The sequence below is a fragment of the Streptomyces sp. NPDC059649 genome, assembly GCF_042734445.1.
Classification (GTDB): Bacteria; Actinomycetota; Actinomycetes; order Streptomycetales; family Streptomycetaceae; genus Streptomyces.
The window spans coordinates 101182-126427 of sequence record NZ_JBHWDV010000014.1; the positions used below are offsets into that span (position 1 = coordinate 101182).

The window sequence follows — 25246 nt, forward strand, 5'->3', positions numbered from 1 at the left end:
AGACGATGGCAATTCACACCACACCCGCCGCCGACTCCGACCTTGACGTGCCGGAATTCATGCGGGCCGAAACGCCCGTCGAACCGCGAAAGCTGAGCCTCGTCAAGGACCAGCCCGAGCCAATCGAAGGCGCGGTCGTCGAGCACCAGGGCGAGACTCTACAGCCGACTGCGACCGGCGCGGCCCCCTTGGCGAAGCGTGCTTGTCAGCATGCCGGCGATCACCGTTTGTACGTCGGATGGTCCGTGCGCGGCTACCGCGAGTTGGGCCGCCGGTGGCTGGAGGCACGGCGGGACGACTACCCGCAGATGATCGCCTCCGCAGTGGCGGAACTGCGCGCGGCCAAGGGGGACACCGCAGCCGAGACGGACGCCAAGCAACTCGTCAAAGAGCGTCGCGCCGAGTACCGCCGACACAAGCTGCTCCACTGGGCCAAGACCGGCGGCTGGACTGCCGCAGCTGCTGCCGGCGGAGTGGCTGGGGTTGCCGCCGGCGGACTGTGGGTCGACCTGCTGATGGCCCTCAGTGCCTACGCCGTCGGCGTCTACCACGGCAAGCCCGAAGGGGACACGGGTGATGTCGCCGCCCCGCCTCTGTCCGTCATCGAGCGGGCTGGGGGTGGACTCGCGGTCGGTGAGGGGCAGGTGTACATGACCGCCGATCAGCTTTCCGAAGGCAAGCCGTTCCCGATCGTCGTGGCGCGTACCCCGATGCAACTCGCCGAGTGCGTGCTGCGGGCCCTGCTTGCCGAGGGCGTGCCGGTCGCTGAGGTGAGTGACGTCGTCCGCCTCTCGTGGGGCTGGCAGTGCATCGTCCGCGTCAGTGAAGGCACTCCCGAGGCGATCATCAAGGTGGCGGGTGACTTGGAGACCCGCTTCGACCTCGCGGCCAACGGAGTTCGGCCGACCCCCATGAAGGAGCGCCGGGCATGCGCCGTACTGCGGCTCGTGGACCGGGGCGCTGACCCGTTCGCGTCCGCTCCCGGCCTCCCGTACCGGGCCCCGAAGTCGATGTCGATCACCGACAAGTTCCGGATCGGCAGCTCCGTCGGGGGTGATCCACTGGAGTTGTCCCTGGCTGGCGTGATGGGCCTGTGGGTGGCGGCCTCGGGTGGTGGAAAGACCGGCATCTTGCAGGCACTCGCCGAGGGCACCACCGCCTGCTACGACAACATCACCATCGATCTTGACCCCCACGGCGACGGGCTCGAAGACCTGCACGACGCAGTGCGGATCACGGCGCGCACCAACGAGCAGATCGAGGCGGTGCTGCTGTTCTTCCTGATCATGTCGAAGGCGCGCGCCCGGCTCCGCAAGAAGCTGGGCATGGGACGGAAGTGGAAGGCGAGCCCCGAACACCCCGCGTTCACGATCTTCTTCGATGAGTTCCCGAGGGCCACCGATCTGGCCAAGCAGCTCGCGAAGGCTCTGCTCGACGTGGGACGCAAGGAACTCATCGTCCTGCAGATCGCCTCGCAAGGCGGCCAGAAGGGCTACCTGGGTGAGAACTTCGCGCAGATGGTCGCCCTTGCTGGCGTCGGCCCGTGCAAGGTCGGCGACACGCGGTCAGTCTTTGGTGACGGCTCGGTCAGTGAGGGCTGGCTGCCGCACCGGCTGAGCCCGGCCACCGAGACCGACCCGAAGGACGCCGGTCATCTCTACATCCAGGGTGTTCCCGGTATGCCCGACGAGCCGATCGAGTACAAGGTTCATGAGGTGCCGTCGGCGACCTTGCGGAAGCTGGCAGCCGAGCGCTTGGAGGCTGGGCTTGTCGAGCCCGACCAGGACAGCCTCGACGCGATGGCGGGTGTCGACCTGCCGGAGTACGTAGAGGCTGTTTACGACATCGAGGGGAACCTCAAGAAGGAGGCCCCCGTCGAGCTGCTGACCTGGGAAGCCCTGCTTCGACTGTGCGGCGCCGAGCCCGGCAGGTACGTGAAGCAGATGACGCCCGAGGAGCGGCATCAGCTCCAGTTCGCGGAGCAGGCGCTGAAAGCCATGGATCACTTCGGCCGCGACGTGGCGCAGCTGGACGAGATGGCCACACTCATCGGCGGCATCACCCCTGAAGGTCTCGGCGACCTACTCCGCGCGGCCGGGGCCGGCGGCACGGTCAAGGTCACGATCGACGGCCGGGGCAGGGTCAACGGATACCGGCGGGAGGACATCGCCGACGCCGTGAAGCTCCTCCAGGGCGGCTGACGGACCCCGGACACCCCCGGACGCTGCCCTAGTTCATCCCGATATATCCCCTGGCTAGAGGGCGGACAGGGGGCGGACAGCGCCCGGACGTGACCCGGGTCGCGTCCACCCCCTGTCCGGGCCCCGTCCGGGGCGCATACCGGTAGATATCGGGGCGCTGTCTGCCCCGCATAAGCCACATTTCACTCATCGAGCAAGGAGCCTTGGTTCGCCATGCCCAAGATCAGTACAACCCAGAAAGAGCGTGACCGCGACGGCCAGCGCAACATCTGCGCCGCCTGCGGCCACCCCGGCAGCGATGCCGCCGACCAGCTCCTCGTCGCCGACGGGTTCCGCATCCACCGCAGCCACACCACCGACCCGTGCAGCGGCTACTACCGCGGCCAGCGCTAACCCGAGGAGACGATCGAGATGCCCACCGTCGACGTGATCAGCTTCGGATACCTGCACGGCGAGCCGCCGGCCGCCCACCTCACCCTCGACCTGCGGCACCACTTCCGCGACCCGCACGTCTCGCCGGAGCTGCGGCACTTGACCGCGCTCGACGCCGTGGTGCGCAAGGCGGTGCTCGACACCCCGGGCATACCCGCCCTGATCGAAGCGACCGCCGACGCCGTCGTGGCGTTCACCCGCGGCCCGAGCGCCGGACCGGTCCGTGTCGCCGTGGGATGCGCCGGAGGCCGCCACCGCGCCGCCGCATTCGCCATGGCCCTCAAGACCGCGCTGGCCGCCGAGGACATCGCCGCCGTCGTCGACCACCGCGACCTGCACCGCCCCGTCGTCGAACGCTGACGACAACCAACCCAACTGATCAACCAACCCAGAAGGAGAACTCATGGCTCGCAGTGACCGCTACATCGTTGAGCCCGTCCCTGTCGACGGCCGCACCCGGACAGAGTGGGCCGTCCGCGACAGCGAGACCTGGGAGATCGACTCCCAGCATGCGTCCATCTACGACGCCCAGGCGCGCGCCGAGCGCAAGAACGACGGCAGGGCCTGACCAACCGCCGGGGCGCCTCTTCTCGCCTGCCAGCAACCAGAGGCGCCCCGCCATCCACCACCCATCAGCAGCAGACAGGAATCAGCATGCCCACCCTCACCCGCCAGCCCGCAACCCGAACCCCTGCTCCGGCTGCCCTGAGCTTCGACGAGCGACTCGCCCTCGCCGTGCTGGCCGTGGACGCGCGCATCGACACCGGCCCCCTTGACCTGGCCGACGTGATCCGTGGCCCCGTAGACGCCTCCGCCCCAGTGCTTCAGCCGTACCGGACGCCGATCGCCGCACTCCTGCACCGGGCGGAGATCCGGCTCCTCAACGACGGCTGGTGCGCCGATCGCCTCCGTGACGAACAAGGCGCTGTCTGCATGATCGGAGCCATCCGGGCCGAAGCCAGCAGCCGGTCCGAGGCAGACGACGCCTGCACCCTGCTGCTCGACATCATCCGTGACGAGTTCGACCCGACCGCCGAAACCATCGCCAGCTGGAACAGCCGCCAGCGCGACGGGCGCATGCCCGCCCGCATCCTCGGCCACGCCGCGAGCCGCGCAGACGCGCGCGGTGTCTGAGCAACTCCTGTCCCACACCCACCTGAAGGGAAACCGCATGAGCCAGCCGAAGCACCAGACCGTCCGCGACTACATCGCCGCCAAGAAGCGGGGAGACACCGAAACCACCTCCCGGATCATCCGCGAGGTCACAGCCCGATTCGACACCCGCACCACCGACGGCTCCGAAGCCGCCGAACTCCTCGAAGCCACCATGACCACCCCGCTCGGCAACCGCTGAAACGACGACTGGAAGGACCACCGCTCATGGCCACCGAGACCCGCCCGCTGACCATCCAGCAGATCATCGCCCGCCACACGCCGACCCTCTCTGCCGCCGCCTACACCGACCTCGGCCCCCTCACGGTCACGGCCTTCACGCAGGAGCTGGAGCAGGCCCGGGACGCCCTCTCCACCGCCGGGGTCTTCGCGGACGCCGCCGACGCCTTCGACGCGGCCCTCACCTACCTGACCGACGCCCAGGGCCTGGACGACAACGACCCGGACAAGGCCGTCCTGCTCCGCAAGGCCGACCGACACCTCGGCGAAGTCGACCCCAGCGACTTCTGACCACCCACCCCTGTCGGGGCACGGTGGCAACGCCGGGCCCCGACACCACCCGCCACCGAAAGGAGCCCGTCATGGGCTGGACTATCTCGCACGGCGTCACCAAAAGCCGCTCCGCCACCACCCTCAACACCCTCGCCCAGCACCTCGCCCACGTCCTGCCGGCATCCGACTGGCGAACGCTTGAGCCTGTCTTCGGCGACCGCCCCCGCGGCCCGTTCCGTGTCCCGCACAACGACGCTCGACAGATCGCCGCCGCACTGCGACGAGCCGCCGGCCACCGCAAGATGCCCGCTGACTGGGGCGCCCTCGCCCGCGAATTCGCCGACGCCGCACAGAAAGCCGCCGACGCCCGCCAAGCCTGGGAATGGCGCTGATGGCCAACCCCTGGAAGAACGCCGTCACCGTCGCCGACCTCGGCCAGGCCATGGCCGACTGGCTCGAAGGCCGCATCCGCACATGGCCCGGCTACGGCGACACCCGACCCGACGACGAAACCCGCCACCTCATCCCCACTCTCGCCGCCGCCTGCCGCGCCGGATACGTCACCACCAACTCCCAGCCCGGCATACCGCCCGGACGCGGATACGACGGCCGCACCTGGCGGCAACGCGCCGCCGTCGTCGGCTGGATCACCGACCACCGGCTCCTCGAGCGGATCCGTGCCGAGTCCCGCCGTGCCGGTATCACCGTCATCACCAACGAGCCAGGGGAGCGTAGCCATCCTGGCATCGCTGTCACCGAAGCCGGGAGTGAGGAAACCACGGGCTTCGGCTGGTCACCCGGCCACCGCCGGCTCATCTCCAGCGAGTTCCGCGGCGTCGGCAACCAAGCGATCCGCGAACTCCGTACCGCCACCCACGTCACGCTCATCGACACCGAATGGGGCCGAGACAACCGACTTTGGCCCGCCCTCGCTCGCGCCATCACCCGCTGAAACCGCGAAAGGAGTCCGCATTGAACCTCACCGCCGCCGCCGTCTTCACCGGCGTCTTCATCGCCCTGTACGTCGGCCACAGTCTGGGTGATCACTGGATACAAACCTCGTGCCAGTCAGAGACGAAAGGCGAAGACAACTGGGCCGGCCGCCTGGCCTGCGCCCGCCACGTCGCCACCCTGACGCTCACCAAGGGGATACTCCTCGCACCCGTCGCCTTCCTTCTGGACCTTCCCCTCACTGCAGTAGGCATCACTCTCGGGATGGGCGTCGACGCGATCTCTCACTACTGGGCCGACCGGCGTTTCACGCTCCTCAGGCTGGCTCAAGCCCTGGGGCGTGAGGGATACCCCGAGTACGTCACGATCGTCCGGAAGCCGGGAGGAGAAGCCGACACCACGGGGCCGGGGACAGGCAGCTTCCACCTTGATCAGTCGTGGCATCACTTATGGCTGCTCATCGCTGCGCTCATCATCGCCACGGTCTGAAGCCAGCGGTGCAGGGTCAGGCCGACTTCTCTTCTCGCCGCGGCCTGGGCCGCGCTTCCGCTCGGGCGAGCCACCGGCCTCGGCCCAGAATGACGGAGGGCCGACCGAGAGGCGTCAGATCCAGCGCGCGGCACAGGCGCTGCAGCTCGGCGTCGGCAGCGGACTCCGAATCCGCTAGCACCGTGTAGACCGTGGCCATAGGAGCATTCTGCCCTGGATGGTGGCGAGTTGGTGGGCGGATCGCACACAATCGCTCGGGTGGCGGTCTCGCCAGAAGGGGCCACAGAGTTAGCGCGACCCCTTTGATTTTAAGGCTATTTGCCTATAGCTCCTTCGAATCAAAGGTATTCGGCGTTCCGGGGTGGTGACAGCGTGCAGACTAGAAGAGACGACAGCAGGGAGGTGAACATGGCACGCGCCCGGCATACCGGCTTCAAATCCAAAGCCCAGTGGCGCTTCTTCTGGGCGAACCCGCGACTCCGACGCTACGCCCGCGACAAAGCCCACGCCACCAAGGGCGGCAAGGGAATCCGCTACCGCCGACTACCAACCCGCAAGGGGATCCGCCGCCGCTAAGCGGCCGCGCCCTGCGAGCCCCCGCCCGCCCCCTCTACCGACTGCCCGTCCTGGGCCGCGCCTAGGCCAGGATCGCTTCCCCCTCCGAACCGCCCCGAGCCACCGCTGTTGAACGGGTCTCCGGCCGGCGCCACAGCATTGTCGCGCCGGATGCGGTCCACCTCTTCCTTGACCTGCTCATCGTCCCACTCGGGCCGCAACGTCTTCACCTTCATCCACGTCGAGATGGCGCCCGCAGTCTCGAGTAGCGACAGCGAACGAGCCGTCGCCTCCTGGTCGGGTTGCACCGCCTGCGGCCACGACACGGTCAACTCCACTTCGGGGTCAACCTTCGCCGCAAACCACTTCTTGTCTACGAGCAGCAGGGTCTGCAGTACCTCAATCAGCGCCGGCCGCTGATACAGGATTTTCTGCCCCCGGGTTGTCAGGGACTGTTCCTTGCGGGCCGCTACCTCCGTGGCCGTCACCGCGACTGCACCCTCCTCGCCCAACGACTGGGCGGAGTACCCGGCCGAGGTGAGGACCTGCCTGCGGAGCGCCGCCGTTGTCCGCTCATGCTCGTCCACGCGGATCGCGAACTGACTTGCAGTGATCGGGTTCCGATCACCATCGTCGATCATCGTGAGGCCCACGAACACTTCGCGGTCCAGGTCGAACGTGGCGCCCTGGCCCGGCCCGTCGGTCTCCAGCATCGACTGCGGCAGCATGATCCGCCCCTTGCCCAGGCGAAGATCTCGCATCCAGCTCGTCCACGCCTCATCCAACGCGTCCATGACCGGCTCGACCCCGGCATAGTCGCTGCGCCCCAGCGGCTCCGTGCCCGCAATCCCGCGCCATAGCCGGTTCGGCGCGATGTTCGGCACATAGGTCACCAGCAACCGAGGCACGCCCGTGTCCTGGATGCCGCCGTCCCGCACCCGGCCGACCAGATCCTTGGTCTCCGGGTGGTCGTCAAGGGCCATCAGCATGCCCAACGTGTCTGCGTCGCCGCGGTACAGGCCGTACTCGATCGTCCCCGGCTCATGCCGCTCCAACAGCCGCCACACCTCGGTGGCGTTGTGCTGCTGCTCCAGCTCCCGCCACAGAGTCACCGCCGACAGTTCGCCCCACCGCCACTCGGGCACCGCCGCGTCCGGGTAGATGACGTCGAGCCACGGGCGCGGCCGCACCTGCCGGTCCCATACCGCCCGCAGGTACACACCGCCCAACGCGGCGCCGATCTCAGCGGCCTCCCGCAGTTTGGCGTGACCTCTGTCGTCCAAATAGCGGTGCAGTTGGTCGGTGGTGGCGACCATGTCGCTGGTCGTCTGTGCGGAATCGGTGTCGACGGTGACTGCGGGAATGTCGGCCCACAGCAGGTTCGCGGACAGTTCGGCGATGTCGCCGGCCATGGGGATATGCAGCTTGGAGGCGGGCTGGCCGGGGGTTATTGGCTGCCCCCAGAACATGCGGGCCAGGCCACCGAGGAGGCCACCCCGATACTGGCTGGGCTTGTTGAGGTCGAAGAAGGAACGGGCTGTGGAGTTGCCGGCCAGTGATCCGGCGCCGCCGTACACCTGCGCCAGGCGGTCGACGTCGCCGCTGTACCAGGCGTGCCAGGTGTCCATGTCGGCGAACGGGGCGGCGAGCTGCGGCGGCGGCCACGTGGTCTTCCCGGATGGGGGCAGCGGCATGACGATTCCTTTCGGGGCTAGGCGGCGAGGGCGAGGTGCCGATGCCACGTGGCGCGGGTCGTGTAGATCGCGTAGCGGAGGGCGTCGACGCCATGGTCAGCGACCTTGATCGGCTTCTCGTCGCCGCGGAGCGCAGCCTGGTCATCCCACGAGTAGCCGCCGATCTCCGTGATCAAGTCTTTGCAGGAGGCGTGCACGAGGAGCCTGCGGCGGGCCAGCAGGCTGGACACCGTGCGGATCCCGTCCATCACCTCGTTCTTCGCCTTCGTCGGGACGAGCTTGTCCCGCTTCAGTTGCGTGACGAACGAGGCGGCTGACGGGTCGACGGTGACGAACTGCGGGCGCACCGGCCCGTACCCGGGCACATCCGAGAGCCAGTCCCGCAGCCGTTCCGAGTACTCGGAGTCGGTGAGTTGGTGTCGTGTCTGCCGGGAGTCGTAGCGCCACTCGGCCGCCGCATAGAGGCGCCGGTCCGTGCCGAGGCCGAGCAGCACGGCGTGGAACGGGTTTTTCGTGCCGTAGTCGACGCCGAGGGAGATCCATCGGTGGATGCGGTCGCGGGGGATGTCGGTGACGATGTGCGCTTCCCGGTCCCACGCGTCGTAGATCGCACCCTCCGCTGCAACCCATTCGCCGAGGATGAACCGCCGGTAGAACAGGCCCTGGTGCATGGCCTTGATGTCGCGCACATAGTCGGCATCGAGGAAGGGGTTGTCGTCGATCGTGAAGGAGAAGCGGCGCAGGGGCTTCTTGCCTTCCTGGGAGAGCCAGTCCCGCATGAACCAGTGCCCGGGGTTGTCGGGGTTGGTTGTGCAGAACAGCTGGGCGCCCTTCACCGACATGCGGCCCAGCAGCTGCTCGAAGAACACCTGGGGGACGAGGGTTACTTCGTCGACGTAGGCGCCGCACAACGTCATGCCGCGAATTTTCGGCTCCGACTTGGCGTCGTTCGCGCCGATCACGTGGACGATCCGGCCGAGGATCGTCGCCGTCGGCGCACCGGCCGTGTAGTGCACGTGCCTGGAAATCTCCCCGAACAGCGTCGGGTCCTGCATGGGCAGGAACAGGTTGCGGTGGATGGTTTGCGCCGTCTTCCCGACAATGACCAACTCGCCTCGCGGCGGCGCCTGCGACACGTAGATCAGCCACTTGAGCAGCGAGGCGATCGTCTTGCCCGACCGGATCGCCCCCTCCCAGCACGAGACCCGGGTCGTCGACTCGGCGACAGACCTCACCTGCTTGGGGGAGAGGGGCAGGGTGTCCAGCACGGCTACGCCTCGTCGCCTTCGACGGGCTCGTCGTCGGCGGCCTGCGACAGTTCGGTAATGGCCTTGCCGAGGTCGCCCAGCATGCTGCGCGCCTCATCGACGCCAGTCGCGTCCTCGGGCGGCGCCATCTTCAAGCTCCGGTCGAAGGCGGTCGCCGCGGCCTGCACCAGAGACTTCTTCTCCGCGGGCGGCGGTTCGGGGTGGTGCTCTTCGGCGTAGGTGTTGTCTTTGCCACCGAACGCCCACACTGTGTGCGGCTGGAACACCTGGGCGAGAAGCTTGTCGCCCATCTCGTGCAGTTCGATCGCCGTCTTGTAGCGCATGGCCGCGAGGTCGGCTTGCCGGGCGGCGGTGGCTGCGGCGGTGGCGGACCGGTCGAAGGACAGGCCGGCGTCCCGGGCGATTCCTGTGATGGTGGCGAGGGCAAGGCCCACCTCGCGTGCAATCTCGTTACGGCCTTTGCCGTCCCGTATGAGCTGGCAGACGCGCTTGCGCTTGGTGTCGGTGACGACTCCGGATGCTGCCATCAGATCCTCCGGGCGGTCTGTGCGCGCTGGCGCAGCAGGAGAGGAAGGGGGGTGCCGCCGGTCTGCCAGTCGGAGCGCCAGGGGATGACGACGCATCGGCAGTGCGGGTGGCGGGGTGGCCCAACAATGGGGCTCGGGAAGACGGTGCGCGGGTCGAGGGTGAGCCCGCCGGGGAACGGCTTGCCGGGGCGGGTGGTGCGGCCTGCGTAGGCGCGGCATGCCGGACAGGCGTCGACTTCCGCGACCCACAGAAGGAGCATGTGGGGGCCGAAGGCTCGGGCGACGGCTGCAGCTCCGGCCGCGGCCGCGCTGGTGACGGCGACTGCGGCGGCGTTAGCGACGCGGGCGACCGCGCGGCGCGCCCGACGGAAGACCGCGGTGACGCCAGCGAGACCCCCTGCGGTGATGGCCGCCGTGGTGAGTAGGGCGAGGGCTGCGTGGTGTTCGTTGTCGATCGCCTTGGTCACGCCTTCGGTCACGGCCTGCGCCTGCGGGCCGGGTTCGAGGACGGGGCTAGTGGGTGGCGGGCTGCCGCCGATCAGTGTGCCGATGCGGGCGGCCTGTGCTGCGCCGAACTGCACGGCAGCCAACGCCGCTTCCTGGATGGCCTGTTGGGCGTGGGCGCCCTGGCCGCGGAACGCGCCGGCGAGGAGTTCGCGGATGCGCTGCAGGAGTCGCCGAATCGCGTCAGCTCCGGGGGTGGTGCGCACCGCACTGGTGATGGTCAGCCACTGGGTGGTGGCGGCTCGTTGGGCTGCGGCGATGGCTGCGGCGAGCGGCGCGGTGGCTGTGTGGGTGGCCTGCTGTTCGAGGGCTTGGAGGTCGGCGGTCTGCTTGTGGGCGTGGGTGGCCCATGTGTGGCTGTCGGTGCCCATCACCCACCCCCTAACCTTTGAAGTAAAGGATATCTTGCCTTTTGGCCTTTGATTGTGCAGCATTGCATTAGGTTCAGGGTTACGATCGGAGCCAACGAGAGGCGATCTAGGTGTCGCCAGACCGTCGGCAGCCCAAGGAGGCCATCCGTGACGACCCCCGCCCCCGCAGCACCCCAGGAGCCGACCCCGGCTGAGCCCGGCACCCAGCCGGAGCCCACCACCCCGGAGAAGACACCTGCCGCGCCGACTCCGCCAGAGCCGACCGCACCCGCAACCCCCGCCGAGCCGGCAACCGAGCAGCCCACCGAACAGAAGGCCAAGGCGCCGAAGTTCGAGGGAGAGTTCGACCCGGCCCGCTTCGAGAAGCTCGTCGAAAACCTCCGTGGCGACGTCTCAGCCGAGAAGGCCAAGCGCGAAGCCGCAGAGAAGAAAGCCAAGGACGACCAGGCCGACCTGATGAAGAGGGTCGCCAAGGCGTTCGGCCTCGAGACCGACGAAGAGAAGCCGCCCACACCCGAACAGCTCGCCCAGCAACTGGAAGAGGCCCGCGGAGAGACCAAGGCGTCCCGCGACCAGGCCCGCCAGACGCAGGTGGAACTCGCCGTCTACAAGACGGCCGGGCAGCACGGCGGCGACCCTGACGCGCTCCTCGACTCCCGGAGCTTCGCAAGCGCCATCGCCAAGCTCGACCCAGAGGCTGACGGATTCGCCGGCGAGGTCGAAAAGGCCGTGACAGCGGCGGTGGAGGCCAACCCCAAGCTCGCAGCGAAGGCCCCGGAGAAGAAGCCCGAGGCCACGCCCGCGGGCGGTGCGCCGATGTCCGGGGCGCCTGGAGGGAAGCGGCAGCTGGGCGCAGAGGACGCGAAGCGGATGACCCCCGAAGAGATCAATCAGGCTGTAGCAGAGGGACGGTTCAGGTCCTATCTGGGCAGCTGAGAGGCCCTAGGAGCCCGCCTTGTCCATCAACAACTTCAAGCCGGAGATCTGGAGCGCACAGCTCCTCGTCGGCCTCCGCAACTCGCTCGTCTACGCGCAGCCGCAGCTGGTCAACCGCAACTATGAGGGCGAGATCACCTCGCACGGCCAGTCGGTGCACATCACCACGATCGGCGACCCGACGATCTTCGACTACGACGCGGGCGACACCCTCAACTACGAGGACATCGAGACTGCCGGCGCGGACTTGGTCATCGACCAGGCGAAGGCTTTCGCCTTCAAGATCGACGATGTGGACAAAGCGCAGGCCCTCATGAACCCCATGGCGGACATGGCGCAGAATGCGGCCTACGGCCTCCGGGACAAGGCGGACGCCTACGTCGCCAGCCTCTACACCGGCGTCGCCTCCGCCAACACCGTCGGCTCCACCGGCGCCCCGATCGACATCCACACCGCGGCGACCGCCGCCTACGACAGCGTCCTCGTCCCGCTGCGGACCAAGCTCAACCGCGCCAACGTCCCCTCCGAAGGCCGCTACGTCGTCGCGAGCCCCGAGTTCACCGGCCAGCTCCTCAAGGACGGACGCTTCGTCCGCGTCAACGAGAGCGGCACTGACCAAGGCCTGCGCAACGGCATGGTCGGACGCGCCGCAGGATTCGACATCCTCGAGTCCAACAACACCCCGAACCCGAGCAGCGACACGCAGGTGATCCAGGCCGGCTACCCGGGCGCCATCACCTACGCCGAGCAGATCCTCGAGACCGAGGCGCTGCGCCTGCAGTCCACCATCGCCGACGCGATCCGCGGCCTGCACGTCTACGGCGCGAAGCTCCTTCGGCCGACCGGCATCGCGGTCGCCTTCATCGACCCGGCGTGATCCTCCCTGATTCTCGTCCGCGCTGACTCACAGGAGGTCACACCCATGGCGCGCACCGCAGTCAGCTACACCGCACTCACCCCCAACGGCCACACGAGCGATGTGGCCGGCACCACGATCGACTCGACGCTCGTCACCAACGGCGTTGTCATCAACGGCGTCGACCCCGAACGCACCGTGCTGCGCGTGGCGAACACCGCGGCCGGCGCGAAGAACGTCACCGTCAAGACCGGCACGGGCCCCCAGTCGTGGATGGCCGGACAGGGCGACCTCGTCGTCTCCGTCGCTGCGAACACCGGCAAGGAGTTCGTGGGGCCGTTCACCTCGGCCCACTTCCAGCAGCGGGGATCCCAGCTCTACATCGACTTCGAGTCCGGGTTCACCGGGACGATCACCGTCTTCAAGCTCCCGAAGGCGTACTAATGGCGGGCCGCGAATACCAGGGCCTGAGTGGGCTCCGCCTGCACCTGGATGAGCCCCTGTCGCCGCAGATGGCCCGCCAGGTGGCCCGCGGTCAGCTCGTGCCGGTCTCCGGCGAGGCGCCCGACGTGCAGGACGGCGACAAGAGCCTGGTTGTTGTTCACGGCTCGGAGGCGCGCACTGTCGACCGTGTCGGTGTGCACGTCCCGGATGCCGGCGATCGACCGTCCGGGGACGACCCGCGTGAGTTGGCTACCTATGCGGTACGCCGCGGGCTGCTCGCCGACCACGCGTCGACGATGACCGCCAACCAGCTTCGCGAGTGGCTGGAGGCCCGTGACGAAGCCGACGAGGCGATGTCTCGCGACGACGCCCTCAAGCCCGTCGAAGACGAGCCTGAGGAGGAGCCTCTTGGGTCGTCTTCGGATGGCGAATCCCAGACTGGCAATCCGGAGGCCACCCCCGGTGGGACCACGGAGGAGCCCGGCCGGGAGAAGCCGAAGGCCGCCGACAAGGTCGACACCTGGCGCGCCTACGCCGTCTCGCAGGGCCTCGACCAGCAGCTCGCCGACGACATGACCAAGGCCGACCTTCAGGCATGGGTCGCCGACTATGAGGCCGCGGGGGAGTAGCCGTGCCCTACGCGACGATCGAGGACCTCACCACCTGGCTGGCACCCGACCCGGTGCCGGACAACGCCGTGCGTCTCCTCGAGGAGGCGTCCGACGCGTTGGACGAGGTGCTGATCGGCGCCGTGTACGACACCGATGACCCGGCGGTGGCCGAGGCGCTGCGCCGGGCGTGTGTCCGCCAGGTGCACTGGCTGATGGAACGTGACGACGAGACCGGCGCCAACAGCGACGTGCAGTCAATGAGCGTGGGCGGCAGGTCGTTCACCCGACGCACCGTCGGCTCATCGGCCGGGGTCGCTCCGCGCATCGGCTCACAGGCAGCGTCGGTGCTCCGCTCTTCGGGGCTGCTGACGATCTATCCGCTGGTGGTGGGCTGATGCCAGGACCCATCGGACGGCAGACGGTTGTCTTCCTGGACGCCCCTCTCGTGGCGGGCGCCTACAACGTGCAGTCCCGCGACTGGGGGAACGCAACCGAGACCCCAGTTTCGGGTTGCACCGTCGACTACGCCTCCTCTTCCGAGAGCACGCAGGCGGGCGACCAGACCACGACCCGGGCCACGGTGTGGCTGCCGCGCCGCGCGCCCCGCGTCACCGAGTGGCATCGGGCCCGGTGGGACGGCCGCACTTGGGAGGTCGACGGCGTGCCGAGCACGGCGGAGGCGGCTGGGCCGCTGTCGGGGCAGGCCGTGTCGCTGCTGGAGGTGGCCGGCTGATGGCACTCACCGACATCCAGATCGACGAAGAGGCGATCCAGTCGCTGGCTACCGGCCATGAGGTGCAGGCGGACCTGAAGGACCGCATGGGACGTGTCGCCGAGCTGGCCCGCCAGACCGCACCCGTGGACACCGGCGCCTACCGGGCCAGCATCCACGTCAACCCCGACCACGACACTGACGGGTCTGTCCACGTAGACACCGGCGTTCAGTACGCCATCTACATCGAGTACGGCACCCGCCAGACCGACCGCACGGGCCGCCTCATCCATCCGGCACGGCACACCCTCGGAAACGCCCTCGACGCCGCAGGAGGCGACCACTGATGGCCAGCGACACCGACACCGTCGAGATGAAGTTGACGTTCTGGCGTGAAGGTAAGAAGCCCGGCGACACCATCGAAGTCCCTGTCGACGAGGTGCCCCGCTGGAAGGGCTTCGCCGAGCCGGTTGCTACTGGCAAGGGCAAGGCCGACGCGACGGAGGATCGCACTGGCACCCGTGTCGACACCAAGTCCGCGCCGTCGGTCGAGAAGAGTGGCGGCAAGTAGCCATGACGGCGACTCCGTTGATGCTCCCCGACAGCAAGGCCATCGCGATCACGCTGCTCGCGCTGGGCCTGCCGAGTGACGTCCTGGTGTCGTCGAAGACCCCTGCCGGTTCTGCGTTGACCGGCGCGCGGGTTGTCCGGGTGCTGCGCATCGGAGGCACGGCAGACATGAGGGGCTGGGGCGACCCGGCATCTCGCGATCGGCCGCGATTCAGCGTGGACTGCTATGCGCCCACGGAGGATGCCGCGATGCGTCTGGCTCAGCAGGTTTGCGCGATCTGGGAGCTGCTGCCCGGCCAGGTGACGGACGCCGGCGAGGTGACCGGCGTCAGCCAGGAGACAGGGCCACAGGACCGGCCGGAAGAGCCCAATACCGGCGTCGCGCGCGTCGGCATGACCCTGGGGATGAGCGTCCGCCCACCCCGGATATCGAGCTAGGAGGCCCGCCGTGGGCGACGCGAACAACATCATCGTCGGTACAGCCGGCAAGGCATACATAGCTGAGGTCGGGTCTGCCTTCCCGCTCGGGCCTGAGCTGGCCTGGGGAACGGATTTCACGGACCTCGGCTATGTGACCACCGAGGGCCTGGAGGAGGCGCTCGCTGAGGACAAGACGGAGCTGGACGCGTGGGGCGAGGACGCGCCGGTCGTCAGCCTGACGAAGAAGCGCACCCAGACCTTCAAGATCACGTTCCGCGAGACGACAGCCCAGATGCTGTCGCTCTACTACCAGGTCGCCGTTGCCAACATGACCAGCACTCCGGCGGCTACCGGCAAGAAGCAGTTCGTCAGCTTCGGCTCCGGCTCCACCCAGGACAAGGTGGAGATCGCCCTCGGCCTGGACGTTCTCATGTCCGGCAAAGTCCACCGAATCATGGTCGCCCGCGCAGAGGTGTCCGACCGCGGCGCCATCAAGCACAACGCCGACGACAGCTCCAACTACGAGCTCACCTTCACCGCGCTGACGGCGCCCGGCGGTGGGCAGTCCGTCCAGCACTTCATCACGGACGTCGAACTCCCGGCCTAACCCATGCCGGTGGCCTGCTGCGCTCATCTCCGGGCGGGGGCGGCACGGCAGGCCACCACCAGATAGCCCCCGCCTAGTCCCCGCCCGAGAGGAACCACCGTGTCCAAGCCCAACCGCAAGGTCCTCCGCCTCCAGCAGATGCGCGCCCAACGCGCCGAAGCCGCTAAGACGCAGTTCGTCGACTTGGTCTTCGAACGCGCCGACGGCGTCGAGGAAACCGTCAGCTTCCCCACGCCGGACTACTGGCCGGTGGAGGTCATCGAAGCGGTCGAAGAGAAGGGCGGCAACGCAAACATCGCCGTCCTCCGCGAGATCGCGACGCCCCCCGAGGCTTTCGACCGCCTGGTGAAGGAGGCACACCTGACGGTCGGCGAACTCACCGAACTCATCGAGGAAATGGGTGAAGTGGCAGGCACCAACCAGGGGGAAGGCTCCGGCTCCTCGATCTCCTCCGTGAGCACTCCGGGAGCCTCCGAGCCGACATTCAGCGCTACTACCCCGGCCGTCGCCTAGAGGAGTTCTGGGCCGTGTCATGGGGGGAGGGGTCGATGAGCTGGGCCGAGCTGCGGGATCTCGTCGATGCCCTGCCCGAGGACTCCGCCACCAAGGCGGCCATGGCCGGCGACATCGACGGCCGACGGTGGAGCCAGGACACCTACGCCCTGGCCTCCATCTACAACGCGACCTTGATGACGATCCGGGTCCTGTGGGCCGCCCACCTCAAGGGCAGCCCACCCGACATGCAGGCCATCCATCCACCGCGCCTCGAAGCGGACGTCGAAGCAGCTGAGCTGCGCGCCGCAGCCGACGAGCGGGCCTTGGCGTACATCGAGCGCTACGCGCCCGCCCGTGCGGAGCAGGACGCCGCGGAGATAGCGCGGCTGGAGCAGCAGATCCGCGACCTCGACCAGGTCGCCCGATAGGAGGGAGGGGAGAGCGTGGCGGGACCCACCATCGTCGGCAGCACCCGGGTCAGCATCCTGCCGGACATGACCGGGTTCAGCTCCCAGCTGCGCTCCGACCTCACCGGCATCGACCAGTCCCTGTCGATCGACATCAAACCGAAGATTCACCAGCCGTCGTATGAGGCGGTGGAGCGGAAGCTCGAAAAGCTGATCCGTGACCGCACGGTGGAGATCCGCGCCAACGTCGACACCAGGGTCGCCGCGAACGAAATTCAGAACCTGATCAGGCGCCGGGTGGTCCGGGTCGGCGCCGACGTCGACACGCGCGTCGCAGCCAACGACCTCGCCAACCTCACCCGGCGCCGCACCGTGCGGATCACCGCCACCGCCGACACCCGCGTCGCCGCAGCCGCCCTGGACCGCGCGGCACGCAACCGCACCGCGCACATCGATGCCAACGTCAACTCGGGGCCAGCGAGGCAACTGTCGGGTGCCTTGTCGCTGGCCGGTGACGCGATGGGCATGCTCGCGTCGAAGGGAATGCTGCTCGCATCGGCGATTCCCCTGGCGGGCTCCCTGGCCAACGCGGTGGCGGCCATCGCTCCGGCGGCGGCTATCGCGGTACCTGTGGTGGTGGCTCTCGGCTCGGCGTTCGCCGCCATCAAGTTGGGCACGTCCGGGCTGGGGGACGCATTCAAGGCCGCGTTCGCGCCGCAAGACTCTGCGAAGGCCGTCAAGTCCGCCAGCTCTATCGCGTCGGCGGAGCGGGCTGTGAAGGCGGCGGTAGAGCAGGTCGGCGTGGCGCGGGAGAACGCCGCCGCCGCGAACCAGGCCGCTGCCCGGTCTGTGCTCAGCGCCGAGCGCGACCTCGCCGACGCGCAGACCAACGCCAGGCAGGCGCAGCAGGATCTCAACGCGGCCCGCGAGGAGGCCATTCAGAACCTGCGGGACCTCAACCAGCAGCTCGCACACGGCGCCCTGGACCAGCGGTCGGCGTCGCTGGCGGTCAAGCAGGCACAAGAAGACCTCTACAAGACCCTGTCCGACCCCCGGGCCTCCGAGTTGCAGCGGCAGCAGGCGCAGCTCACCTACGACGAGGCCGTCCAAAACCTCAAGGACCAGACGCAGAAGCAGATAGACCTGAAGAACGAGGTCGCCGCCGCCAACAAGGCGGGCGTCGAGGGCTCCAAGGCCGTCGTGCAGGCCAAGCAGGCTGAGGCGAAGGCGCAGCGGGACGTCAAGGATCGCGAGCAGGCTGTCGCTGACGCCCGCGCGGCACAGACGAAGACGGCCCGGGACGGGGCGCGGTCGATCGCGCAGGCGCAGCAGGCCGTCGCGGATGCCCAGCAGCGGGTGGCCGACGCGCAGACCTCGGCGGCGGCCGGCACGAACAAGCTGAACGATGCGCTCGCCAAGCTCAGCCCCAACGCACGCTCTTTCGTGGCGTCGGTGCAGGCGCTGAAGCCGGCCTGGGACGGGATGCGGCTGGGCGTTCAGGACGCTCTCTTTGCCGGGATCGGATCCCGCCTGACCGACGTGGGCGGTCGGGTCATCCCGATCCTGCGGCGGGGTCTCGAGGGCGTGGCCGGTGTACTCAACCGGACCGCCCGTAATGCCTTGACCGCGGTGGACAACCTGGCCAGGACGGGGCAGCTGAGGAAGATCCTCGACGGAGCAGCGAAGTCGCTCTCACCCCTACAGCGCGTACCCGGCCAGTTGGTCACGGCATTCGGTCAGGTGTCGATCGCCGCCCAGCCGGCCTTGCAGGGGTTGAGCCAAAAGGCGGCGGGCGTGGTGGACCGCATCGCCGGAAAGCTCACTGCGGCGTTCTCGTCCGGCACGATGGAAAAGACGATCAACAACGCGATCCACCTGTTCGGCCAGTTGATGCAGGTGGGCGGCAACGTCTTCAAAATCATCAACGGGATCATGCAGGCCGGCGCGACGTCCGGCGGCGGGATCATCGGTGTACTCAAGACCGTCACCGGCGAGATGGCGAAGATCGTCAACTCGAAGGAAGTGCAAGGTGGACTGAAAGCCTTGTTCGGAGTGATGGGGCAGTTCGCGAAGACTGCGGCGCCAATCCTCGGCCAGGCGCTAAAGATCATCGGGCGAGTCTTTGAGAAGCTCGGACCGCCCGTCGAGCGGCTGATCAGCGCCCTCGGCAAGGCCCTCCAGCCGGTAATCAAAGCACTGGAGCCCGTCTTCGTGCAGTTGGCCAGCACGATCGGCGATCTCGTGCCCGTGATCACGCCGCTGCTCGATTTGATCAGCGATCTATTGGTGGCCGCACTGAAGCCGATGACTCCAGTGATCAAGGAGATCGGCAGGCTGTTCCTTCAGCTCGCACCGATCTTCAAGCAGCTGGCCGACGGACTCGGCAAGGCGCTCACGCCAATCCTCAGCGGCCTCGGCGCTGTCCTGCAGGAACTGGTTAAGCAGGGGGCAGCCGAGTTCCTGGAGCTGCTCAAAGCCTTCAAGCCGATCATGCCAGATTTGATCTCGGCGATGGTCCAGTTGGGGAAGTCGTTCGGGAAGATCCTCACCGATCTGGCCCCGCTGATCCCTCAGATCATGACACTGTCCGACCAGTTCCTGATCGAGTTGCTGCCGGCGATCCTGCCTCTCGTCCCGCCGATCCTCCGCCTGACGGAGAAGTTGACCAAGCTCGGAACCGAGGTCATCGAGCGGGTCGTCATCCCCGCTCTGACGAAGTTCATCAACTTCATAAAAGACGTCAAGCGGAAGATGCAGCCCTTCATCGACGCGGTGAAGTGGGTCACGGAAAAGATCGCAGCCGGATTCGAATGGCTGTCAGATCACCTTGTCGGGCACTCCGTCATACCCGACATGCTCAAAGCGATCCGGGACTGGTTTAACCGGGCCAAGGCCTGGCTCCGCGGCATTTGGAACGCCACTTGGGCGAACACCATCGGACGGGTCGAGGATGCGGCCGACGCCATCGGCACCAAGATCGGCGGCTTCGCGCACGGCGTCCGCGACTGGTTCGGCCGGGTCCGCACCTGGGTGGCCGACCGCTGGAACGGCCTATGGTCCGGGCTGTCCTCTCGCGTCTCCTCCATGCGTAAAACCGTCGAAGGAAAGATCAGCGACTTCCGCGACAACGTCGTGAGCTTCTTCCGCAGCGCCGTCAACGGAATCGGCAGCGCCTGGTCCAAGCTGCAGAGCCTTGCCAAAGCGCCCGTGAAGTTCCTGGTAAACACCGTCTTCAATAAGGGCATCGTCCGAGTCTGGAACGCAACCGCCGCCAAGCTCCCCGGCATAGGCGAGATGAGCCCGATGACACTGCCAAAGGGATTCGCCCGCGGCGGCATCAACGACGGCCGCGCCAGCGGCGGCATCCTGCCAGGGTTCTCCCGTTGGTGGCAGGGCGACGACCAACTCGTGCCCATGAGGCGCGGCGAGGGCGTCTACGTAGCGGAAGCGATGCGCGACCCCTACGAGCGAGCCCGCCTCCACGCCGTCAACGCCGCTGCCATGGCCGGCCGTTCGTTGCGCCAATTCCGCGGCTACGCCACTGGCGGCATCATCGGTGACATCTGGGACACCCTCACCGACAACCCCCTCTCCCGGGCTGTCGGAAACATCCTCAACAAGGGCGTCGACTGGGCCCGCGGCGGACTCGCCGACCTTGCTAAAACCGCATTCACGAAGCTGCTCGGGCCGCTGGACAGTGCGACGGACAGCAGCCCCAACTGGACCGGTCTCGTGCAGGCCGTCCCGCGCCGACTGGCCAGCAAGGCGGTCTCCTGGATCCACGGCAAGGAGGGGGAAGCCAGCGCTCTCCTCGCCAACTACAAGCCGGGGCATGGCGTGGCGCAGTGGACGAACGTGGTCCTCGACGCGCTCAAGGCACTCAAGCAGCCTGCCAGCCTCCTCAACGTCGTACTCCGGCGGATGAACCAGGAGTCGGGCGGCAACCCGCGCGCGATCAACAACTGGGATATCAACGCCAAGAACGGCACCCCTTCCAAGGGCCTGATGCAGGTCATCGACCCCACCTTCAACGCCTACGCCGGAGCCCTCCGCGGACGCGGCATCTGGGACCCGCTCGCCAACATCTACGCGAGCATGCGGTACGCCATCAGCAGGTACGGCTCCCTCGCGGGCGCCTACAACCGGCCTGGCGGCTACGCTCGCGGAGGCAACGCCCGGCCCGGGGAACTCGCCTGGGTGGGCGAAGAGGGCCCCGAACTGATGAAGGTCTTCGCCGGCGGCGTGCGAATCTACTCGCATCCCGACTCGCTGAAGATGGCCCGCCAGATGGGCACACGTATCCCCGGCTACGCCTCCGGTGGCCTCATCTCGGCGACCGGCAAGGGCAGCATCGCCTCGGTCATCGGCAAAGCCTTCCTGGATGGGCTAGAGGGCACGACCGCCCAGATCAAGGACGCCATCGCCAAGGTCACCACCGCGATCCGGAATGCTTTCAAGGGTGTCCGTTCAACCATCGACGATCGGCTGCTGAAGTCTCTGGGGGCGACGTCGACGAAGCTGCAGGCTCTCTCCACCCAGCAAGCGAAGATCGCCGCGACCATCGCGACCGCCAAGCAGTTCGCCACAGACCAGACGGCTGCCGGCCAGTCCTACGCCGCGATCAACGCCCTCCCCAACGGGGGCAACACCTTCGACGCTGGCGGCATCCTGGCCGGGCTGCAGACACGCCTCGGCCAGCTGAAGGTCTTCAGCTCCAACATCGCGAAGCTCGCCAAGCTGGGCCTCAACAAGACCCTGCTGCAGCAGGTCATCCAGATGGGCCCGGAGTCCGGCGCCGCCTACGCCCAGGCCCTCGTCAACGCCACACCGGCGCAGCTCAAGTCCCTCAACGCGACGCAGACGCAGATCGAGAACGCAGCGAAGAGCTACGGGCAGAGCACGGCGGACTCCCTGTACGACGCAGGCAGCCAGGCGGGCAAGGGCTTCCTGAAGGGCCTGGAGGCGCAGCAGAAGAGCATCGAGGACTCGATGTCGAAGCTCGCGAAGGCCATCCAGGCTTCCATCAAGAAGGCCCTGAAGATCAAGTCTCCGTCGCGGGTGATGGCTGAACTCGGCGAGTTCACCGTCGCTGGCTTCGCCCAGGGCATGGGCGCGGCGACCCCGCAGGCCGCCGCAGCAGCATCACAGATGGCTGCCGCGGTGCGCTCCACCACCGCGGCCACGACCACCCGCATGGTGAGCAGCACGACCAACACGGTGGGGGACCGGCACCTGCACTACAACGCCACCACCCGCGAAGTCGCCTCCCGCCAGAGCATCCTCGCGGCGCTCGCCCTCGACGACCAGCTGCACCGACCCGTGCTGATCGGAGGCTGACGCCGTGCCCATCCTCGTCGCGCCGCTCCCCACACCGGAGCCACCCGAGCAGCCCACACCCGCACCCGAAGTACCGCGGCCGCCAGCCCACGAAACTCCGCAGGTTTCCTTCACGGATGCGTCCGGAACCGTGACGCTGCTTACCGACTGGGAAAACGGCTGGGTCCTTCAGCCCGGCGCCAAAGGCTTGGACATGCCCGGCTATGCGGTAGCGCAGGACGAGAGCCCTGGCATTGACGGCTACGCAGTCCGGCAGGTCCGAGCCCAGGGCAAGGACATCAGCCTGCCGATAGCGTTCTTCTCGGACGACTCCCGGGAGGCTTACCTTGCCCGCCGCCGCGGGTTCATCCGCTCCCTCAACCCGAAGCGCGGGCTCGGCACGTTGACGGTCACCCAGATCACCGGTGAGGCCCGCACCATCGGGGTGCTGTACGCCTCCGGCATGGAAGGCGACGAGTCGCTCGATGCGACGGGCCGCCGCTGGTGCATCAACTCGATCACCTTCAACGCGCCCTCCCCCTACTGGCTCGGCTCCGAGGTCGAGGAAGAGTGGAAGACCGGCAACACCGGAACGTTCCTGCCGCTGCTGCCGCTGACCGTCGGCGACTCCCAGGTGCTCGGCGCGGTCACCGTCAACAACGACGGCGACGATGACGCCTTTCCTGTCTGGACCGTCGAGGGCCCCGCCACCTCGGTGACGCTCACCAACAACACCACCGGGCAGACCCTCGTGCTCACCCGCACGATCACATCGAGCGACACGATCGTTATCGACACCCGGCAGCGACAGCAGACCGCGCTCCTCAACGGCACAACGAACCTGTGGCCCAACCTCAGTGACGCCTCTGACCTCTGGGCGCTGGAGACCGGCATCAACGACCTCAACCTCAGCGTCGCCGGCTCCACCACCGCCACCCGTGTCCGCATGAGCTACCAGCTCCGCTATCTGGCCGCCTGAGAGGGGGCATACATGGACTCCACCGCGCTCCGCGTGTACGTTCGCGACGCCTCCCTCGCACGCATCGGCCAAGTCGACGACTACACCAGCCTCAACGTCATCCCGCGGTACAACGCGGTCGGCGCGTACACGATGGAGATCCCGGCAGACAGCGCCAAAGCCTCACTGTTGGTAGAGGGCAACGGCCTTATCATCCGCACGGCAACAGGCGACACGGTCATGTCCGGGCCCATCCGCACGGTCGACTGGTCCCGCTCAGCCTCTGACGCGGGTACCGGGAAGCTGACGGTCGGCGGCGTGGATGACACAGGGCTGCTCACCCAGTACGCCTGCTGGCCCACCCCTGCCGCCGTGATCGGCTCGCAGACCGACTCGGTCTACAAGATCTCCGCTGTCGTGGCGGAGACCGCGATGCGCTCCCTCGTCAACGTCAACGCAGGGCCAGGCGCGCTTGCATCTCGAAAGAACACGTCGCTCACTCTTGCTGCGGACGGGGCGCACGGCGGGGCCATCACCCGCCAAGTCAACCAGTTCGACAACTTGCTCACTGTGCTCGTCGACATAGCCAACTCGGCTGGCCTCGGCTTTCGCGTCGTGCAGGTCGGATCTGCCCTCCAGTTCCAGGTGTACGTACCTGTAGACCGGTCCGGGACGGCGCGCTTCAGCTTCGGGCTCGGCAACCTGCTCGACGCGAACTACACCACCACTCCGCCCACCTGCACGCGCGCGCTAGTCGTCGCGGGCGGCCAGTCCAGCCCGCGCGTCTGCAAGACCTACGACCGCACCGACCCGCTCTTCCCGGGCCTCGTCATCGAGCAGTTCGTCGACCTCACGAGCGTCGACACCGCGTCCGTGGACCTGACCGCCCAGATGGACCAGGCCGGGGCCGAAGCACTCGCCAACGGGGCCGGGCAAGGCTCCCTAGCCATCTCCCCGATCGACATCCCCCTGCTCCGCTACGGCCGCGACTACCAGGTCGGAGACACCGTAGCCGCACAACTGCGCGGCGGCACTTGGTACACGGACGTCGTCCGCGAGGTCACCCTCGCCTGCACCGCCGCCGACGGCATGAAGACGACCGCGGCGATCGGTGGCGGCGACTCCACCGCGAACACCGTTGCCCGCATCTACTCCTACATCGCCCAGGTCAAGAAGGACGTGGCGCGGCTCAAGACAAGGAAGGCCGCCTGACCATGACTGAGTTCTCCGCGCCGTTCGACGGCTCGCAAATCGCCACCGAGCTGCAGTGGTCCCGCATGGCGCGCCGCTGGGGGCTCGACGGCGTGCACGCCGATTCGCCCAGTTCTACGGACCTGAAGGTCACCGGCAACGGCACCGGCAACGTGAGCCTTGCCCCGGGCAGCGCCTATGTCAACGGGTTCTTCTACCGCAACGACGCGGCCATGAACATTCCCGTCACCGCGAACGCGGGCGGGTCAGCCCGCGTCGACCTGGTCGTGCTGAGGGCCGATCCATCCGCGAACGCGGTGAACGCCGTTTACAAGACCGGTGGTGCGGTGGCACCGACGCTGACGCAGGACGAAGCCGGTACGTGGGAGATCCCGCTTGCTCAGTGCACCGTCGCGGCCGGCTCATCGGTCGTCACCGCCACTAACGTGCTTGACCAGAGGTGGTTCACCGGCAAGGCAATCGTGCCCAGCATCGCCAGCCAGCGCCGACCGCCGACCGCCGGTCTATTCGCTCTAGAGGGCAGCGAAGTTCTGGTGGCTGACGGCTCCAACTGGAACCTGCTGGGCACTATCCAGTCCCGTGAGCCGTCCACCTACACACCTGTATGGACGGCGGGCACCGCGGCATCATCGACCGTCATCAACTGGGGGAACGGCAGCCAGAACTCTGGGCGCTACCGGCTCCTCGGCGGCAAGCTCTGCTGGGTCAGCATCCAGCTCACCCCGACCGGCAATCCCGCGGCCTACGACGATCCGATCGCGGTAACCCTGCCCCTACCGAGCACTGTGGCGTACAGGCAGATCTTCACCTGGAACTTCACCTCCTCCAACGGCGAGGGCAGCGCGGTCGGCGTTGGCATGACGTTCCCCACCGAATCGGCCACGAAGATCGCGCGCCTACGTTTCCCGCTGGCCGATGGCATCAGCGCGTCGTCCACACCCAACAGCCTCAACATGCTCACGAACGACCCGTTCAACATCAGGACGGGTGACGTCCTCACCATTACCGGCACCTACGAGATCGCCTGACCAGGCAGACAGGAGCG

General features: G+C 67.7%; 30 protein-coding genes. 26 read left to right on the plus strand and 4 right to left on the minus strand.

Annotation, left to right across the window (positions count from 1 at the left end):
- Positions 1-5 precede the first annotated feature (5 nt).
- From ACFV1J_RS17815 to ACFV1J_RS17860, 10 genes are all read left to right on the plus strand, one after another.
- Positions 6-2201 carry a hypothetical protein gene (locus ACFV1J_RS17815; RefSeq protein WP_385859062.1) on the plus strand — a complete coding sequence of 732 codons (2196 nt, stop codon included), beginning with the start codon at positions 6-8 and terminating at the stop codon, positions 2199-2201.
- A gap of 213 nt (positions 2202-2414) precedes the next feature.
- A complete protein-coding gene (locus tag ACFV1J_RS17820) occupies positions 2415-2594 on the plus strand; it encodes a hypothetical protein (protein ID WP_385859064.1) in 180 nt (59 codons plus the stop codon).
- An 18-nt stretch (positions 2595-2612) separates the two neighbouring features.
- On the plus strand, positions 2613-2993 hold the full coding sequence (locus tag ACFV1J_RS17825) for an ATPase (protein WP_385859065.1): 381 nt from the start codon (positions 2613-2615) through the stop codon (positions 2991-2993).
- 43 nt (positions 2994-3036) lie between these two features.
- The gene (locus tag ACFV1J_RS17830) at positions 3037-3201 is read left to right on the plus strand and encodes a hypothetical protein (RefSeq protein ID WP_385859067.1); all 165 of its coding nucleotides are present in this window, start codon (positions 3037-3039) and stop codon (positions 3199-3201) included.
- A gap of 86 nt (positions 3202-3287) precedes the next feature.
- Positions 3288-3767: a hypothetical protein gene (locus ACFV1J_RS17835; RefSeq protein WP_385859069.1), complete on the plus strand. Its 480-nt coding sequence runs from the start codon at positions 3288-3290 to the stop codon at positions 3765-3767.
- 37 nt (positions 3768-3804) lie between these two features.
- Entirely contained in the window at positions 3805-3987 is a 183-nt protein-coding gene (locus ACFV1J_RS17840) for a hypothetical protein (RefSeq protein WP_385859071.1), read from the plus strand.
- A gap of 26 nt (positions 3988-4013) precedes the next feature.
- Complete coding sequence (locus ACFV1J_RS17845; RefSeq protein ID WP_385859073.1) at positions 4014-4316, plus strand: hypothetical protein; 303 nt, start codon at positions 4014-4016, stop codon at positions 4314-4316.
- A gap of 71 nt (positions 4317-4387) precedes the next feature.
- Entirely contained in the window at positions 4388-4690 is a 303-nt protein-coding gene (locus tag ACFV1J_RS17850) for a hypothetical protein (protein WP_385859075.1), read from the plus strand.
- A complete protein-coding gene (locus tag ACFV1J_RS17855) occupies positions 4690-5250 on the plus strand; it encodes a DUF6919 domain-containing protein (protein ID WP_385859077.1) in 561 nt (186 codons plus the stop codon). The genes ACFV1J_RS17850 and ACFV1J_RS17855 overlap by 1 nt, the downstream gene beginning before the upstream one ends.
- Before the next feature lie 20 nt (positions 5251-5270).
- Complete coding sequence (locus tag ACFV1J_RS17860) at positions 5271-5738, plus strand: transcriptional regulator (protein WP_385859079.1); 468 nt, start codon at positions 5271-5273, stop codon at positions 5736-5738.
- Between the two features lie 572 nt (positions 5739-6310).
- On the opposite strand, the gene ACFV1J_RS17865 is transcribed toward ACFV1J_RS17860, so the two are convergent.
- The 4 genes from ACFV1J_RS17865 to ACFV1J_RS17880 are packed head-to-tail and all read right to left on the minus strand — an operon-like array spanning position 6311 to position 10657.
- Complete coding sequence (locus ACFV1J_RS17865) at positions 6311-7987, minus strand: hypothetical protein (protein ID WP_385859081.1); 1677 nt, start codon at positions 7985-7987, stop codon at positions 6311-6313.
- A gap of 17 nt (positions 7988-8004) precedes the next feature.
- Positions 8005-9255: a PBSX family phage terminase large subunit gene (locus ACFV1J_RS17870; RefSeq protein ID WP_385859083.1), complete on the minus strand. Its 1251-nt coding sequence runs from the start codon at positions 9253-9255 to the stop codon at positions 8005-8007.
- Between the two features lie 2 nt (positions 9256-9257).
- Positions 9258-9782: a hypothetical protein gene (locus ACFV1J_RS17875; protein ID WP_385859085.1), complete on the minus strand. Its 525-nt coding sequence runs from the start codon at positions 9780-9782 to the stop codon at positions 9258-9260.
- Positions 9782-10657 carry a hypothetical protein gene (locus tag ACFV1J_RS17880; protein ID WP_385859087.1) on the minus strand — a complete coding sequence of 292 codons (876 nt, stop codon included), beginning with the start codon at positions 10655-10657 and terminating at the stop codon, positions 9782-9784. The genes ACFV1J_RS17875 and ACFV1J_RS17880 overlap by 1 nt, the downstream gene beginning before the upstream one ends.
- 147 nt (positions 10658-10804) lie before the next feature.
- On the opposite strand from ACFV1J_RS17880, the gene ACFV1J_RS17885 reads away from it, so the two are divergent.
- From ACFV1J_RS17885 to ACFV1J_RS17960, 16 genes are all read left to right on the plus strand, one after another.
- Positions 10805-11593 (plus strand): hypothetical protein, encoded by a 789-nt coding sequence (locus tag ACFV1J_RS17885; RefSeq protein ID WP_385859089.1) that lies wholly within the window; start codon positions 10805-10807, stop codon positions 11591-11593.
- A gap of 19 nt (positions 11594-11612) precedes the next feature.
- A complete protein-coding gene (locus tag ACFV1J_RS17890) occupies positions 11613-12470 on the plus strand; it encodes a P22 coat protein - protein 5 domain protein (protein ID WP_330821186.1) in 858 nt (285 codons plus the stop codon).
- 45 nt (positions 12471-12515) lie between these two features.
- A complete protein-coding gene (locus ACFV1J_RS17895) occupies positions 12516-12893 on the plus strand; it encodes a hypothetical protein (protein ID WP_385859091.1) in 378 nt (125 codons plus the stop codon).
- On the plus strand, positions 12893-13522 hold the full coding sequence (locus ACFV1J_RS17900; protein WP_385859092.1) for a hypothetical protein: 630 nt from the start codon (positions 12893-12895) through the stop codon (positions 13520-13522). The genes ACFV1J_RS17895 and ACFV1J_RS17900 overlap by 1 nt, the downstream gene beginning before the upstream one ends.
- Positions 13523-13524: 2 nt before the next feature.
- Positions 13525-13899, plus strand: coding sequence for a hypothetical protein (locus ACFV1J_RS17905; RefSeq protein WP_385859095.1), 375 nt, complete (start codon positions 13525-13527; stop codon positions 13897-13899).
- The gene (locus tag ACFV1J_RS17910) at positions 13899-14237 is read left to right on the plus strand and encodes a hypothetical protein (protein WP_385859096.1); all 339 of its coding nucleotides are present in this window, start codon (positions 13899-13901) and stop codon (positions 14235-14237) included. The genes ACFV1J_RS17905 and ACFV1J_RS17910 overlap by 1 nt, the downstream gene beginning before the upstream one ends.
- Entirely contained in the window at positions 14237-14563 is a 327-nt protein-coding gene (locus ACFV1J_RS17915; protein WP_385859098.1) for an HK97 gp10 family phage protein, read from the plus strand. The genes ACFV1J_RS17910 and ACFV1J_RS17915 overlap by 1 nt, the downstream gene beginning before the upstream one ends.
- Positions 14563-14787, plus strand: a complete 225-nt coding sequence (locus ACFV1J_RS17920; RefSeq protein ID WP_330821179.1) for a hypothetical protein — start codon at positions 14563-14565, stop codon at positions 14785-14787. The genes ACFV1J_RS17915 and ACFV1J_RS17920 overlap by 1 nt, the downstream gene beginning before the upstream one ends.
- Before the next feature lie 20 nt (positions 14788-14807).
- A complete protein-coding gene (locus ACFV1J_RS17925; RefSeq protein ID WP_385859100.1) occupies positions 14808-15224 on the plus strand; it encodes a hypothetical protein in 417 nt (138 codons plus the stop codon).
- Positions 15225-15234: 10 nt separating this feature from the next.
- Positions 15235-15813 carry a phage tail protein gene (locus ACFV1J_RS17930; RefSeq protein ID WP_385859102.1) on the plus strand — a complete coding sequence of 193 codons (579 nt, stop codon included), beginning with the start codon at positions 15235-15237 and terminating at the stop codon, positions 15811-15813.
- A 99-nt stretch (positions 15814-15912) separates the two neighbouring features.
- The gene (locus tag ACFV1J_RS17935; protein ID WP_385859104.1) at positions 15913-16326 is read left to right on the plus strand and encodes a hypothetical protein; all 414 of its coding nucleotides are present in this window, start codon (positions 15913-15915) and stop codon (positions 16324-16326) included.
- Between the two features lie 35 nt (positions 16327-16361).
- Entirely contained in the window at positions 16362-16736 is a 375-nt protein-coding gene (locus tag ACFV1J_RS17940) for a hypothetical protein (protein WP_330821174.1), read from the plus strand.
- A 15-nt stretch (positions 16737-16751) separates the two neighbouring features.
- On the plus strand, positions 16752-22052 hold the full coding sequence (locus ACFV1J_RS17945) for a transglycosylase SLT domain-containing protein (RefSeq protein ID WP_385859106.1): 5301 nt from the start codon (positions 16752-16754) through the stop codon (positions 22050-22052).
- Positions 22053-22182: 130 nt separating this feature from the next.
- Positions 22183-23010: a phage distal tail protein gene (locus ACFV1J_RS17950; protein WP_385859108.1), complete on the plus strand. Its 828-nt coding sequence runs from the start codon at positions 22183-22185 to the stop codon at positions 23008-23010.
- A 12-nt stretch (positions 23011-23022) separates the two neighbouring features.
- Positions 23023-24201: a siphovirus ReqiPepy6 Gp37-like family protein gene (locus ACFV1J_RS17955; RefSeq protein ID WP_385859110.1), complete on the plus strand. Its 1179-nt coding sequence runs from the start codon at positions 23023-23025 to the stop codon at positions 24199-24201.
- A gap of 2 nt (positions 24202-24203) precedes the next feature.
- Positions 24204-25229, plus strand: a complete 1026-nt coding sequence (locus tag ACFV1J_RS17960; RefSeq protein WP_385859112.1) for a hypothetical protein — start codon at positions 24204-24206, stop codon at positions 25227-25229.
- Positions 25230-25246 lie beyond the last annotated feature (17 nt).